Origin of the sequence: Robiginitalea sediminis, assembly GCF_002198115.1 — a bacterium.
GTDB lineage: Bacteria > Bacteroidota > Bacteroidia > Flavobacteriales > Flavobacteriaceae > Robiginitalea > Robiginitalea sediminis.
On the sequence record NZ_NGNR01000001.1, the window covers coordinates 1,319,702 to 1,333,502 of the forward strand.

The 13,801-nt window shown below is 54.4% G+C and carries 14 protein-coding genes; 10 read left to right on the forward strand and 4 right to left on the reverse strand.

What is annotated here, in order from left to right:
• Positions 1 to 6: 6 nt before the first annotated feature.
• The 3 genes from CA832_RS05880 to CA832_RS05890 are packed head-to-tail and all read left to right on the forward strand — an operon-like array spanning position 7 to position 3,607.
• Positions 7 to 2,046 carry a DUF3857 domain-containing protein gene (locus tag CA832_RS05880; RefSeq protein ID WP_088340603.1) on the forward strand — a complete coding sequence of 680 codons (2,040 nt, stop codon included), beginning with the start codon at positions 7 to 9 and terminating at the stop codon, positions 2,044 to 2,046.
• Complete coding sequence (locus CA832_RS05885; protein WP_088340604.1) at positions 2,012 to 2,338, forward strand: nucleotide pyrophosphohydrolase; 327 nt, start codon at positions 2,012 to 2,014, stop codon at positions 2,336 to 2,338. The genes CA832_RS05880 and CA832_RS05885 overlap by 35 nt, the downstream gene beginning before the upstream one ends.
• Before the next feature lie 39 nt (positions 2,339 to 2,377).
• The gene (locus CA832_RS05890; RefSeq protein ID WP_088340605.1) at positions 2,378 to 3,607 is read left to right on the forward strand and encodes a 3-phosphoshikimate 1-carboxyvinyltransferase; all 1,230 of its coding nucleotides are present in this window, start codon (positions 2,378 to 2,380) and stop codon (positions 3,605 to 3,607) included.
• A gap of 97 nt (positions 3,608 to 3,704) precedes the next feature.
• Here the strand turns inward: CA832_RS05890 and CA832_RS05895 are convergent, their stop codons facing one another.
• Together CA832_RS05895 and CA832_RS05900 are read right to left on the reverse strand one after the other, a co-directional pair.
• The gene (locus tag CA832_RS05895) at positions 3,705 to 4,061 is read right to left on the reverse strand and encodes a VOC family protein (protein WP_088340606.1); all 357 of its coding nucleotides are present in this window, start codon (positions 4,059 to 4,061) and stop codon (positions 3,705 to 3,707) included.
• A gap of 9 nt (positions 4,062 to 4,070) precedes the next feature.
• Positions 4,071 to 4,502, reverse strand: a complete 432-nt coding sequence (locus tag CA832_RS05900) for an META domain-containing protein (protein ID WP_088340607.1) — start codon at positions 4,500 to 4,502, stop codon at positions 4,071 to 4,073.
• Positions 4,503 to 4,765: 263 nt separating this feature from the next.
• Here CA832_RS05900 and queA point away from each other — a divergent pair, with 263 nt between their 5' ends.
• The 6 genes from queA (at position 4,766) to CA832_RS05930 (ending at position 10,601) form a co-directional block, all read left to right on the forward strand.
• On the forward strand, positions 4,766 to 5,815 hold the full coding sequence (gene queA, locus CA832_RS05905) for a tRNA preQ1(34) S-adenosylmethionine ribosyltransferase-isomerase QueA (protein ID WP_088340608.1): 1,050 nt from the start codon (positions 4,766 to 4,768) through the stop codon (positions 5,813 to 5,815).
• A gap of 21 nt (positions 5,816 to 5,836) precedes the next feature.
• Positions 5,837 to 6,886, forward strand: a complete 1,050-nt coding sequence (gene rlmN, locus CA832_RS05910; protein ID WP_088340609.1) for a 23S rRNA (adenine(2503)-C(2))-methyltransferase RlmN — start codon at positions 5,837 to 5,839, stop codon at positions 6,884 to 6,886.
• 94 nt (positions 6,887 to 6,980) lie between these two features.
• A complete protein-coding gene (locus CA832_RS05915; RefSeq protein WP_088340610.1) occupies positions 6,981 to 7,958 on the forward strand; it encodes a polyprenyl synthetase family protein in 978 nt (325 codons plus the stop codon).
• Positions 7,959 to 8,172: 214 nt separating this feature from the next.
• On the forward strand, positions 8,173 to 8,733 hold the full coding sequence (locus tag CA832_RS05920) for an RNA polymerase sigma factor (protein ID WP_088340611.1): 561 nt from the start codon (positions 8,173 to 8,175) through the stop codon (positions 8,731 to 8,733).
• A complete protein-coding gene (locus CA832_RS05925) occupies positions 8,720 to 9,448 on the forward strand; it encodes a hypothetical protein (RefSeq protein WP_088340612.1) in 729 nt (242 codons plus the stop codon). The genes CA832_RS05920 and CA832_RS05925 overlap by 14 nt, the downstream gene beginning before the upstream one ends.
• Positions 9,449 to 9,533: 85 nt before the next feature.
• Positions 9,534 to 10,601 (forward strand): porin family protein, encoded by a 1,068-nt coding sequence (locus CA832_RS05930; protein ID WP_088340613.1) that lies wholly within the window; start codon positions 9,534 to 9,536, stop codon positions 10,599 to 10,601.
• Between the two features lie 44 nt (positions 10,602 to 10,645).
• On the opposite strand, the gene CA832_RS05935 is transcribed toward CA832_RS05930, so the two are convergent.
• Positions 10,646 to 10,897, reverse strand: a complete 252-nt coding sequence (locus tag CA832_RS05935) for a zinc ribbon domain-containing protein (protein ID WP_088340614.1) — start codon at positions 10,895 to 10,897, stop codon at positions 10,646 to 10,648.
• Positions 10,898 to 11,012: 115 nt separating this feature from the next.
• On the opposite strand from CA832_RS05935, the gene dnaG reads away from it, so the two are divergent.
• Entirely contained in the window at positions 11,013 to 12,989 is a 1,977-nt protein-coding gene (dnaG, locus tag CA832_RS05940; protein WP_088340615.1) for a DNA primase, read from the forward strand.
• A 56-nt stretch (positions 12,990 to 13,045) separates the two neighbouring features.
• On the opposite strand, the gene CA832_RS05945 is transcribed toward dnaG, so the two are convergent.
• Complete coding sequence (locus CA832_RS05945) at positions 13,046 to 13,675, reverse strand: response regulator (protein ID WP_088340616.1); 630 nt, start codon at positions 13,673 to 13,675, stop codon at positions 13,046 to 13,048.
• Positions 13,676 to 13,801 lie beyond the last annotated feature (126 nt).

Genomic DNA, 13,801 nt, shown 5'->3' on the forward strand with positions numbered 1-13,801 from the left:
CTAACCATGAGAAACCTTTTGATTGTACTGACCCTGTTGGCAGCAACAGCCATGCAGGCCCAGGATGTGAAATTCGGGAAAGTGGACGATGCCTTGGTCGCCCTCAAGGCCCACCCCGCCGATTCGTCCGTGGTGGCCTCGGTGGTGCACCGCAGTGTATATGTGTATTATAAATACGTGGAAGGGGATGGCTTCCACCAGTACCGGGATGTGCACGAGCGCATCAAGATCTACACCAAGGACGGGTACGACTACGCCACCGTAAGCGAAAGCCTGTACCACAATGGAGGCGACCGGGAAGGAATCAGTTCCGTTAAAGGAATCACCTACAATATGGTAGGGGGTAAGGTGGAAGAGGACAAACTCAAAAAGAGCGACCAGTTCGACGAGAAGGTCAACGCCTATTACGACCGCCTGAAATTCACCATGCCCAATGTGCGGGAAGGGAGTGTTATCGAGTACGAGTATACGGTCCATTCCCCCTTTGCCTACAGCATCGACGAGATTCCCATGCAGTACGATATCCCTATCGAACACCAGCGGGTACGGGTAGAAATCCCCGAGTTTATCGTCTTCAAGCCCCGGTATAAGGGCTACCTGATGCTCCAGCCGGAATTCGGCAAGCGGAGTGGTAAGATCAATCTGGTCTATAATACCAACGACTACCAGTACGAAGCCGGGAACTTCCGCACCGCAGCGGTAGACTACGAAATCAATACCATTACCTACGACATGAAGGATGTCCCCGCCCTGGAGCAGGAGCCTTATGTGAACGATATGGATAACTACCGATCTGCGGTAAATTACGAATTGCTTTACGTACAGTATCCGGACAGCCCCAGGGAGAACTTCAGCACCTCCTGGGACCAGGTGGTGGAACGCATCTACCAGAACGACAATTTCGGGTACCAGCTCAACCGGACCAATTATTTCAAGAAATCCCTGGAATCCCTGCTGAGCCCGGAAATGGGCCCGATCGATAAGCTGGCCGCTGTTTTCTTCCATGTTCAACAGCGGATGAACTGGAACGGGCTTTACGGCTATATCACCGACCAGGGGGTGCGGAAGGCCTACGACCAGCAGACGGGCAATGTGGGGGATATTAACCTCATGCTTGTGGCCATGCTCCGCGAGGCCGGCCTGGATGCGCGCCCGGTACTGATCAGTACGCGGGACCACGGAATCCCGTCCATGCCTACCCAGGAAGGCTTTAACTATGTGATTGCCCAGGTGGTCCTGGACCAGGGGTATGTTCTGATGGATGCCACCAGCAAATACACCAAGCCCAACCTGTTGCCCGTTCGGGCCCTGAACTGGTTTGGCCGGTCCATTTCAGAAGATGGATCTTCCAGCAGCCTTTCGGTGTTTCCCTCGGCACCTTCCAAGGAACTGCACTTTGTCCAGATGGACATGCAACCCGATGGGAGCATTAGCGGAAAAATGCGCAGCCAGTATACCGATTACCGGGCCTATACCTACCGCAACCGCTATGGTACCCTTTCCGAGGAGGAGTATCTGGAGGACTACGAAAACCGGCGGAAAGGGATGGAAGTCGGGACCCTGGAACGCAAGAACCTCGGAGCCATCGGGAAACCGGTCATGGAAGTCCTGGATTTCACCCTGGAAGACGGCATAGGGGTGGTGGCAGACAATATCTACCTGAACCCCCTTATGTTCTTTACCATGGCCGAAAACCCGTTTAAACGGGAGGCCCGGGAATACCCTGTGGATTTTGCATACCCCTGGCAGGAAAAGATGAACATCAGCATTAACCTTCCCGAGGGCTACCAGGTATCATCCCTCCCGGAATCGGTGGCCATGGGCCTGCCCGAAGATATCGGGAGCTTCAGTTACCATGTGGGCCAGCAGGGCAACACCCTCCAGCTGGTGGTGGAACTCAACATCAACAAGGCGGTGGTGCCGTCCACGTATTACCAGAGCCTGCGGGAATTGTATAAAAATGTTGTGCAGAAAGAATCGGAACAAGTAGTTTTGACAAAAATCGGTTCCGATGGAGATCAAAAACGCACAACAGGCGGTAGATAACTGGATAAAGGCACACGGGGTTCGGTATTTCAACGAACTGACCAATATGGCCCAGCTCACCGAGGAGGTGGGGGAGGTAGCCCGTATTATTGCGCGCCGGTACGGGGAGCAGAGTGAGAAGCCCTCGGACCGGGACAAGGACCTGGGTGAGGAACTGGCCGATGTGGTCTTTGTGGTGCTTTGTTTGGCCAACCAGACCGGGATTGACCTGCAGACGGCCTTCGACCGGAAGCTCGAGCAGAAAACCCGTCGGGACCACGATCGCCACCAGGGCAACGAAAAGCTCAAATAGGCTATCTTTGGCCCTTTGCCAACTATAAATCCAGGACCATTGGACATAGTGCTATCCGGCCCCCGGCCTGCCCATTTCGACCACGAGGTTAACATTACCGGCTCCAAGAGCGAATCTAACCGGTTACTGCTCCTGCAAGCCCTGTTTCCCGGCCTGACCATCGAAAACCTTTCCAATTCGGACGATGCGGAGGTGATGCAAAAGGGATTGCAATCCCAGGGCGATTTGGTGGATATCCACCACGCGGGGACTGCCATGCGTTTTCTGACCGCCTATTTTGCCAGCCGACCGGGACGGGAAGTGACCCTAACAGGGTCTGCCCGGATGAAGCAAAGGCCCATACGGGTGCTGGTGGACGCCTTACAGGAGCTGGGCGCGAAGATCGTTTACCTGGAGGACGACGGGTGCCCGCCCCTGCGGATAACCGGTGCCCGATTTGAAAAAAGGCAGGTAAGCCTGCCCGCCGATGTCAGCAGCCAGTACATTTCGGCCCTGCTGCTCATTGCGCCTTCCCTTCCCAATGGGTTGGAGCTGACCCTGAAGGGGACCATTACCTCGGTGCCCTATATCCGGATGACTTTAAGTTTGCTGACCCGGCTGGGCATCCCCAACCATTTTGAAGGGAATACCATTGTGGTAGACCCCGTGGATAGCCTTCCAGCACAGGACTGCGTGGTGGAATCCGATTGGAGTTCCGCCTCGTATTTCTTCAGCCTTGTAGCCCTTTCCGGCGAAGGCAGCCGGGTGCGGCTTGGCTCCTACCGCAGCGATTCCCTCCAGGGAGACAGTGTACTCCCTGAAATCTTTGGCCGTCTGGGGGTGGCTACCCGCTTTCAGGGGAACCGCATGGAATTGTTGCGCACCGGCGACCCTTCTGTCCAGTCGTTGGAGCTGGACTTAATAGAGGTACCGGACCTGGCACAAACCCTTGCCGTATGTTGTTTCGGCCTGGGGCTGGGGTGCGACCTTGCCGGGCTGCACACCTTGAAAATCAAAGAGACCGACCGGCTGGTGGCCCTGGAGAACGAGCTCACCAAACTAGGGGCGGAAATCCGTGTTACCCAGGATTCCCTGCATCTGGAACCCAGCCGCAGGATTGTTCCCATGCAGCGTATTGCCACGTATAACGACCACCGCATGGCCATGGCCTTTGCCCCCCTGGCCCTGAAGACTGACCTGATCATTGAGGATGCCGGGGTAGTCTCCAAATCCTACCCTGATTTCTGGAAGGACCTGGCACAGCTGGGTTTTCACAGTAAGGCGTTATAACCGGATCTCAAACGGTAAAATGGGGTGCTTCCCTGGAGCCTGATTGGGGGTTTCAGGGGAGGGGTGTATATTGAGTTCGGGTGGGTGGGGGAAGTGTTTATCCCGATTGCTCCGGGTCTTCCGACCATACAGCCAGTTCATTACCGCCCGGGTCCCGGAAGTGAAACCGCCGGCCCCCGGGAAAGGAAAATATTCCCTGTGTAATCTTACCCCCGAGGGCTTTTACCTGAGCCAGAATTTCCTCCAGGTCCTGATGGTAAAGGACTATCAGTACGCCGTCCTGCACAGGGCCCTCCGTTTTGCGGAAACCACCGGTAACCCCGCTGTTTTCGAAGGATACATACTCCGGACCGTAGTCTGTAAAAGACCACCCGAAACACTGGCTGTAAAAAGCCTTTACGGCCGGGATATCCAGGGTCGGGAATTCGATATAGTCAATGTGGTTGTTCTTCATGGTGTTTGGTTATTCCGGATTCGGGATCTTTCGAAACCCCATCAGAAGGATTTCCCCATGGAGCAATTGCAATTTCCCATCCGCAGTGAGTTCCCAAAGGTCTGCCTGCTGCAACATTTCACGGAAAAGACCTTCTCCTTCCCCGCAATACATCAGGGTGGACGGCCCCGGCGTTCCAAAGGAAAGGGAAGCCCCTGATACCTCTATAGGGGCAGCATATCCGTTGCACCCGCTGTTGCCCATTGCCTTTTTGGAATCTGCCTCAAAAATCAGGTAGGGTTTGCGATCCGGGAATAGGGCATCGGGCTCTGGCCCACTGCTGCCAAGGTATGCGAGTTCCCAGGCCTGGTTATACGGGAATAGGTCCTGCTGGATTTTAGACCCTCCGCACGCGGCGATCAGAAGGCCAGCCAGAACACCGAGAATTCGTAGGCTTTTCATAGTTACTAAACCAGGGTTTTATACTTAAAGGTACTGAATTCCAAGACAGGAATAGAGGTTAAACAAAAGAAGAGGTGCTTGCTAATAATAGCGAAATGAAGTTGCGGGGAGACGGGGGCTTATGGGAAATCCAGTGAGGTTTTTACAGTGTTACAGACTGCAATATCCTATCGGTTTGGGGAGATATCCCGGCATTTACTTGACTTCCCTTGCCTGGGGGTCGTATATTTGCACCCGCAAAAATCGATAACGTACCCAAACGCATGAAGCTATCACATTTCAATTTTGAATTGCCCAAGGAACTCCTTGCCGAATACCCTTCCGAGAACCGGGATGAGTCCAAACTGATGGTTATCCACAGGGATAGCGGCAAAATTGAGCACAAACTCTTTAAGGACCTGATCGATTATTTTGACGAGGGCGATGTGATGGTGCTGAACAATACCAAGGTCTTCCCGGCCCGCCTTTACGGGAATAAGGAAAAAACCGGGGCCCGGATTGAGGTGTTCCTCCTTCGGGAACTCAATGAGGAGCAGCGCCTCTGGGATGTGCTGGTAGACCCTGCACGGAAAATCCGTATTGGCAACAAACTCTATTTTGGAGACGATGAAACACTCGTGGCTGAAGTCATCGACAATACCACCTCCCGCGGGCGTACCTTGCGTTTCCTCTACGACGGGTCCTACACGGATTTCCGCCGCAAGCTCAGGGAGCTGGGGCAGACCCCCTTGCCGAAATACATCAAGCGCGACCCGGAACCGGAAGACGAGAGCCGCTACCAGACTATTTATGCCAAGCACGAAGGTGCTGTGGCAGCCCCAACAGCCGGGCTGCACTTCTCCAAGCACCTGTTGAAGCGGTTGGAGATTAAAGGCATCGATTTTGCAGAACTGACTCTCCACGTGGGCCTGGGAACCTTCAGCCCGGTTGAGGTGGAGGACCTCTCCAAGCACAAGATGGACTCCGAGGAGCTCATTATTGACGAGAAGGCCACGGAAATCGTGAACAATGCCAAACGGGGCAAACGCAAGGTTTGTGCCGTGGGAACCACGGTAATGCGTGGGCTGGAGAGCGCTGTATCTTCCGAACAAATGCTCAACACCTACCAGGGGTGGACCAACAAGTTTATATTCCCCCCTTATGATTTCAGCATAGCCAACTGCATGATCACCAACTTCCATCTGCCCAAGTCCACACTGCTGATGATGATATCGGCCTTTATGGGACATGACCTGATGAAGCGTGCCTATAAGGAGGCTATCCTGGAGCAGTACCGTTTTTATTCCTACGGGGATGCCATGCTGATCCTCTAAGGGTTCAAGCCCGAATTGCGTATGAACGCGGAAGCCAAAACCGATATAAGAGCCCTGAGCCTGGATGCGCTCCGGGCTTTCTTTATGGAACAGGGGGAGCAGCCCTTCCGCGGCAACCAGGTATACGAGTGGCTTTGGAAAAAAGGGGCGCACCGCTTCGAGGATATGACCAACCTCTCCAAACCCCTCAGGGAAGCCCTGGAGGAGCGCTTCACCATAAACCATATCGCGGTGGACCAGATGCAGCGCAGTGCGGATGGAACCATAAAAAATGCGGTAAAGCTCCACGACGGCCTGGTGGTGGAATCTGTCCTGATTCCCACGGATTCCAGGACCACAGCCTGTGTTTCGAGCCAGGTGGGCTGTAGTCTGGATTGCCGGTTTTGTGCCACGGCCCGCCTCAAACGCATGCGCAACCTGAACCCGGACGAAATCTACGACCAGGTGGTAGCCATAGACCGCCAAAGCCGGCTGTATTTTGACCGCCCGCTGAGTAACATCGTCTTTATGGGGATGGGGGAACCGCTAATGAACTACCCCAACGTGATGAAGGCCATAGAAAAGATCACCTCGGAAGACGGCCTGGGTATGTCGCCCAAACGCATCACTGTATCTACTTCCGGGGTGCCCAAGCTGATCCGTAAAATGGCAGACGAGCAGCCCCGCTTTAACCTGGCGGTCTCCCTGCATTCGGCCATTGAGGAAACCCGTACCCGAATCATGCCCTTCAATGAGAAGATGCCCCTTTCCGAATTGCGGGAAGCGGTGGTGTACTGGTATGGGAAAACCCGAAGCCGCATCACTTACGAATATGTGGTCTGGGAAGGGGTAAACGATAAGGCAGTTGATATCCGGGCACTGCTGGATTTCTGCAAGGCCGCCCCCTGCAAGGTAAACCTGATCGAGTACAACCCCATAGACGACGGGGAATTCCGGCAGGCCTCACCCGAGGCCATAGACCGCTATGTGCAGGCCCTGGAAGGTGCGGGGGTAACTGTCACGGTCAGGCGCTCCCGCGGGAAGGATATCGATGCCGCCTGCGGGCAACTCGCCAACAAATCGCAGGAATAGTACGAGGGTTGCCCCCGGCATTTCCTCTGAGGTCTTTCCGGCCTTTTTCCCTACTTTTACGACAGCTAAACAGCCAGACCCAAAACACCCCTCCTTGAAGATCAGTGCGCAGATCCGCCAGCCCATTGAACGGGAAATGGAACTTTTCGAGAAGAAGTTCCATCAGTCCATGTCTTCCAGTGTCCCCCTGCTGAACCGCATTACGTATTACATCGTTAATCGCAAGGGGAAGCAGATGCGGCCGATGTTTGTTTTTCTTACGGCCAAGTTGCTTAACGAGGGAGTGGTTAATGAAAGGACCTACCGGGGGGCATCGGTCATTGAATTGATCCATACCGCCACCCTGGTGCATGACGATGTGGTGGACGACAGCTACAAACGCAGAGGGTTCTTTTCCATTAATGCCCTTTGGAAGAACAAAATCGCGGTCCTGGTGGGCGATTACCTCCTCTCCAAGGGCCTGCTGCTCTCCATAGACAACGGCGATTTCGACCTGCTTCGGATTATCTCAGTTGCCGTTCGGGAAATGAGCGAGGGAGAATTGCTGCAAATTGAAAAAGCGCGGAGGCTTGATATTACAGAGGACGTCTATTTTGACATCATCCGCCAGAAGACTGCCACCCTTATTGCCGCCTGTTGTAGCCTTGGCGCGGCTTCGGTACGCCCGGAATCCGAGCACGTAGAGGCTTTCCGTAAATTCGGGGAATTATGCGGGATGGCGTTTCAGATCAAAGACGACCTGTTCGACTACGGGCAGGAACGCATCGGGAAACCCACAGGGATCGATATCAAGGAACAGAAAATGACACTTCCCCTCATTTATGCCTTAAACCAGGCCACCCCCGACCGCCGCAAATGGCTGATCAACTCGGTTAAGAACCACAACAAAGACCGCAAAAGGGTACGGGAAGTGATTGAGTACGTAAAGGATTCCGGCGGCCTGGAATACGCTTCGGGAAAGATGCAGGACTTTAAGACTGAGGCCCTGGCCCTGTTGGGGGGATATCCCGAATCGGCCTACCGGGACGCACTGGAGCTGATGGTCAATTACGTGGTAGACCGGAAGCAGTAAAAGACTTTGCTTTGGGAGGTATTGCTTCTTGCACCCCCCGGGGGCCTGCCCCCGCCCCCAAGCCCGAAGAAAACGGTTCCCGCTGTAACATCCTTTCAGTTGGCCCCGCAAGAGCATTTTTTTGGCCTGTTTCTTGCACCCCTAAAAAAGTTGACTTCCCGGGCAACGGCTGTGGAAGTATTTACGTCATACCTATAGAAACCGACGAGAACCCTTGAAAATCATTACCCTCTTCCGGAACGAAAAGGCCCTGATCCGAAAGGCTGCTGCAGGCGACAGGGATGCGCAGCGGGCGCTCTATGAGCAACTGGCTCCCCGCATGCTCGCCACCTGCCGGCGTTATATCCGGGACAGGCATTTTGCCGAGGATGTAATGGTGGAAGGGTTTGTGAAGGTTTTTAAAAACCTTGGTCAGTACCGGTTCGAGGGGGCATTTGAAGCCTGGGTACGGCGTATAATGGTGCGGGAATCCATCGATTACCTCAGGAAAAGGCAGTTTGTGGTCTTCCAGGAGGAATTGCCGGAGCCCCAGACCAGGCCAGCCCCGGCATCGGACTTCCTGGAACTGGAACAGATAGAGGCCTGTATTGATGCGTTGCCCGAAGGCTACCGGATGGTTTTTATCCTGGCTGCCGTGGAAGGGTATTCCCATCCGGAGATTGCCCGGATGCTCGACATTTCCGAGGGGACTTCCAAGAGCCAGCTTTACAAGGCACGCCAGGTCCTGCAAGCCCAATTGTCAACACTAGCAAAACACCGTTATGGCACCCGTTGAATTCGAAAAGAAAATCAGAAATGCTCTGGAAAAAAGGGAAATCCAACCTTCTAAGGAGGCCTGGCAACGCATTGCCAATCGACTGGATAAAGAGGGGCCGGCTCCATCCAGATCCCGCAGCACCTGGTGGTACCTGGCAGCGGCTTGCCTGGTTCTGCTGATCGGAGCGCGCATCTTCCTGGTCGAAGAAGAAGGAGCCTTGCCACTGCCCGCTCCTCAGGTGGCTGCCACCCCAGGCGAAACGCCGGTTGCGTCCCCGGCCACCCAGGAGCCTGTCCTGGAAATGGTCGTAACCACTCAGGAAGCGCCCATGGACCAGGAAACTGTTTCCCAACCTGAGCCCGTACAGCCCAGGCTTCCGGAAACCATTGCCGATGCCGCGATAGCGGTGGCCCCTGAAGGTGTAAACCAGCCGGATACCCTGGACCTGGACGCCCGCATTGATGCGGAGGTGGATCGGTTGGTGGCAGCGGTTGCCGCCCTGGAAGCCGGGGAAGGCACCGTTACCGATGCTCAGATCGACTCCCTGCTCCAGGCCGCCCAGGCCGATATTGCCCGTACCCTTCCGGGAGTGACTTCCGAATCTACGGATCCGATGGCCTTGCTGGCAGAGGTGGAGGACGACCTGAACCGCAGTTTCCGGGACGATATTTTCAACCGGCTGAAGAACGGGTTTATAAAAGTGCGTACCGCCGTGGCTGCCCGAAATCAATAACAAACGACTAATCCGGATTTTACAGGGGAATCCCGGAGGTTCCCCAGGACGTTTATTCATCAATCATCATCAAAAATCAAAAACCATGAACACTATTACCAGACTGCTTATTCCTGTTTTGTTGCTGTTTTCCCTCCAGGCCTTGCTGGCCCAGGAAGATTACGCCGAAAGGATACGGGTACTGCGCCAGCAACGGGAAGAAGTTTCTCTTCAGGAGAAAGAAGCCCTGAAACAGGAAGTCCTCGCCATTGAGGCCCGCCTGGAGGCCGGTGAGATCAATACCATAGAGGCGCGTGAACTCAAGGAGGAGGCCGCCCGTAAGCGGGCTTTGAATATAGAGGACAGGAGGCAAATGATAGATCGGGAGATAGCCCTCCTCCAGCGTAATGAAGGAGAAATAGCCACCGGCGAGGTCAGCGACTTTTCCGACGAGACGGACCGCATCGAGTTGAGTCTGGGTATCGGGGAACAGGACTGGATCCGTTGGGAACGCCGCGACCGACCTGTCAAGTACGACCGGCGGACCTATTCCGATATGGTATTGGCCTTCGGGTTTAACAATGCCATCATAGAAGGGCAGGGCCTGGAGGATTCACCTTACAAGGTAGCTGGCAGCCGCTTCTTTGAGATTGGATGGGCCTGGCGGACGCGTGTATTCCAAAACTCTAATTTTATGCGCCTCCACTACGGTTTTTCATTCCATTTTAATGGGCTTAAGCCGGAAGGCAACCAGTATTTCGAGACCGATGCAGGGCAAACCACCTTGCAGGAATTCGATGCCGAACTCACCAAATCCAAGTTCCGTATGGATAACCTCGTCATACCCGTACACCTGGAATTCGGCCCGTCCAAATACCGGGAATACGAGGACCATGTGCGCTATTCCCTGCACAACAAGTTCAGGATCGGGATCGGAGGCTATGGAGGCGTTAACCTGGGGGCGCGCCAGAAACTGAAATACCGGGAAGACGGCGAACGCGTTAAAGACAAACTCAAAAGGGATTACAATACCAGCGATTTCGTCTACGGCCTGAGTGCCTACATGGGTATAGAGGGGGTTTTGCTCTATGCCAAATACGACCTGAATCCCATTTTCGAAAATGCAGCTGTGGAACAGCGCAATATTTCCTTCGGGCTTCGCCTGGACCTTTAAGCCTGGGATGACCCATCATCAAAAGGCGCCATAGGGCGCCTTTTTTAGTCTTCCAACCGCTGTAGTTCCCGCTCCATCTCTGCCGTAAAATCCGAGGCTTCATAGCCTTTTTTACAATGGCTGCAGGTAATCAGCCGCCAGGGCCTGAGGCGATATACCGGGACCCAGAACAGGTGCACATAATGCGGGATGACCTCGGCCTGGAGGTGGCCCGAAAGACCACAATGGGGGCAGGAGGTCTGGGGAAGTGGAAAGGTCTTTCCCTTGCCCGCACGGGTGCCGAAAAAGAGGATCACAGCTATTGGGTTTACCCCTAAAGGTACGAATCCTGTCCATGGGAAGGACTCCGCAAAGTACCTTTCCGCGTCGGCTGCGTTTTTAGTACATTTATCCACTGGCTTTAGTCCGCCCATGATTACGAAAAGCACCATAGACAAGGTTTACGAAGCAGCCCGCGTGGAAGAGGTGATCGGGGATTTCGTGCAGTTGAAGAAATCCGGCTCCAATTTCAAGGGCCTCAGCCCGTTTACCGACGAGCGCACCCCCAGTTTTATGGTCTCTCCCGTGAAGCAGATCTGGAAGGATTTTTCCAGCGGGAAGGGAGGCAACGCGGTGGCCTTTCTCATGGAGCACGAGCATTTCACCTATCCGGAGGCCATCCGCTACCTGGCAAAGAAGTACGCCATTGAGGTAGAGGAGACCCAGCAGACCGATGCGGAAAAGGAAATGGCCAGCGAGCGGGAGAGTATGCTCCTGGTTACGGAATTCGCCCGGGATTACTACGAACGAAGCCTTTGGGAATCGGAACCGGGAAGGGCTATCGGCCTCTCGTATTTCCGGGAGCGGGGCTTTTCAGAGGATACCATTCGCACCTTCCAGCTGGGCTATAACCCGGACCAGTGGGATGCCCTTACACAAGCTGCCCTGGACAAGGGATACCAGATCGAGTTCCTGGAAAAGACGGGGCTCAGTATCGTGAGGCCCGCCGAAGGCGAGAAGCCGGCCCGGCAGTTCGACCGCTTTAAAGGCCGGGTCATGTTCCCCATCCATTCCATGAGCGGTCGGGTCCTGGGCTTTGGGGGTCGGACCCTTCGCTCGGACAAAAAGGTGGCTAAGTACATGAACTCGCCGGAAAGCGAGATTTACCACAAGAGTAAGGTGCTTTACGGGATTTATCATGCCAAACAGGCAATTGCCCGGGAAGACAGATGCTACCTCGTAGAGGGGTATACGGACGTGATCCAGCTCTACCAGGCCGGGGTGGAGAATGTGGTGGCTTCCAGCGGGACGGCCCTTACCCCGGAACAGATTCGGTTGGTGCGGCGCCTGACCCAGAATATCGTAGTCCTCTTCGACGGCGATGCGGCTGGGCTTCGGGCTTCCCTCAGGGGGGTCGATCTGATCCTGGAGGAAGGGATGAACGTAAAGGTCTGTACCTTTCCCGAAGGGGAGGACCCGGATAGTTTCGCCCGTAAAAACTCCCGCGACGCCATAGAGGCGTACCTGGAGGAAAACGCCAGGGACTTTATACAGTTTAAAACGGCGTTACTCACCGAAGAGGCCGCTCAGGACCCCATTAAACGGGCCGATATGATCCGGGATATCGTTTCCAGTATCTCACGGATCCCGGACCGGATCAAACGGGAAGTGTATATCCAGGAATGCGCTTCACTCATGCGGATTTCCGAAGATGTTCTTTTCAACACCCTGGCCCAGATGGGCCGCAAGCAACAGCAGGATGCGGCGCGAAAACCCCAGCGGCAGGAGATGGAGGTGGTGCGGCCCGAACCTGGGGAAACCCGGGTGGATGTGCAGTATGAGCTGGAACGCAAGATTATCGAACTATTGCTACTCTACGGGACCCAGACAGCGGAATTCGAAGACCTGGTGCTAAAGGAGGCCGAATCCGGCGAACTGGTCATGGAACCTGAAAGCAAACAGGTGCGGGTTTTTGAAAAGGTCTACCTGGACCTGCAGGAGGATGAGATCGAATTGAGCCATGAGCGCTTCAGGAGTATTTATTTCCGCCTTATCGAGCGGATGATCGCCGATGCCGGCTTCGATCTGAATACCTTTATTGCCGAAATGGATGCCGATGGGGTACAGGAAATCTCATCCATCCTCATGGAGGAGGAAAAGTATCGCCTGCACAGTTGGGAGCGGAAGGATATTTATCCCAAGGACAAGCGCGATGGGCTGGCCCAACTGGTAACAGAAACCATCCTTTCCCTGCGGTCCTTCCTCATTAAAAAGCGAATTGAACAGTTGCGCAAGGATACCGAGGCCCATGCTGCGGAAACGAACCGGGAGGTCCTGGAGGAAATCGTAAACTACCTCCAGCTCAACAAGTTGCTCAGCCAGAAACTCAACCGGATCTTATCCTGTTAGGGGAACAAAAAAAGCCCGGCAAAAGCCGGGCCTTAAGAGTGCGGGTTATACGCTTATTAATAGAGTTCCAGGGCTTTGGCCTGTTGCAGCAGGTCTACCATGTTGTCTACATTGAGTTTTTTCATGAGCCTGGCCTTGTAGGTGCTCACCGTTTTTTCGTTCAGGTTCAGCCCCTGTGCCACTTCTTTGTTACGCTTGCCTGAGGCCAGCATTTTAAGGACTTCCACCTCCCGTGTAGAGAGCTTGCGGAAAAAGCGCCGGGGTTTTTGGGTTCCTTCGTCGAAGGCCAGCCGCTGTGCCAGTTCGTTGGTGATAAACATCCCCCCTTCGCTCACCTTCAGGACGGCATCTGCCAGGTAAGACAGATCGGCAGCTTTGGACAGGTACCCACTGGCACCACTGCGGATGGTACTCAGGGCGTAGACATCCTCGGACTGCCCGCTGTAGATCAGCACCTTTACATTGGGGTGATCTTGTTTCAGTTTCCTTAAGGCGGCAATCCCGTTGATTTCGGGGATATCCATCTCCATAACCAGGACATCGGGTTGCTTTTTACCGAGGGTGTGGAAGAGTTCCGAGGTAGTGCCCACATCGCCCATGATATGGAAGCTGGGGTGTTGTTCCAGGGTCGATCGGATACCGTGGCGGACAACCGGGTGGTTGTCGGCAATGAGAACTTGAACCATAATTATCGTGTTTTCGGGGGTAGGGTTGGGTGTCCGTTTTTCGAAAACTTTTTGTCCTTAAAAACTGACACGCAATGTAGGTTTTAATTATCTTAATCTGTAACAAAGTTGACAAAAAATTCCTGC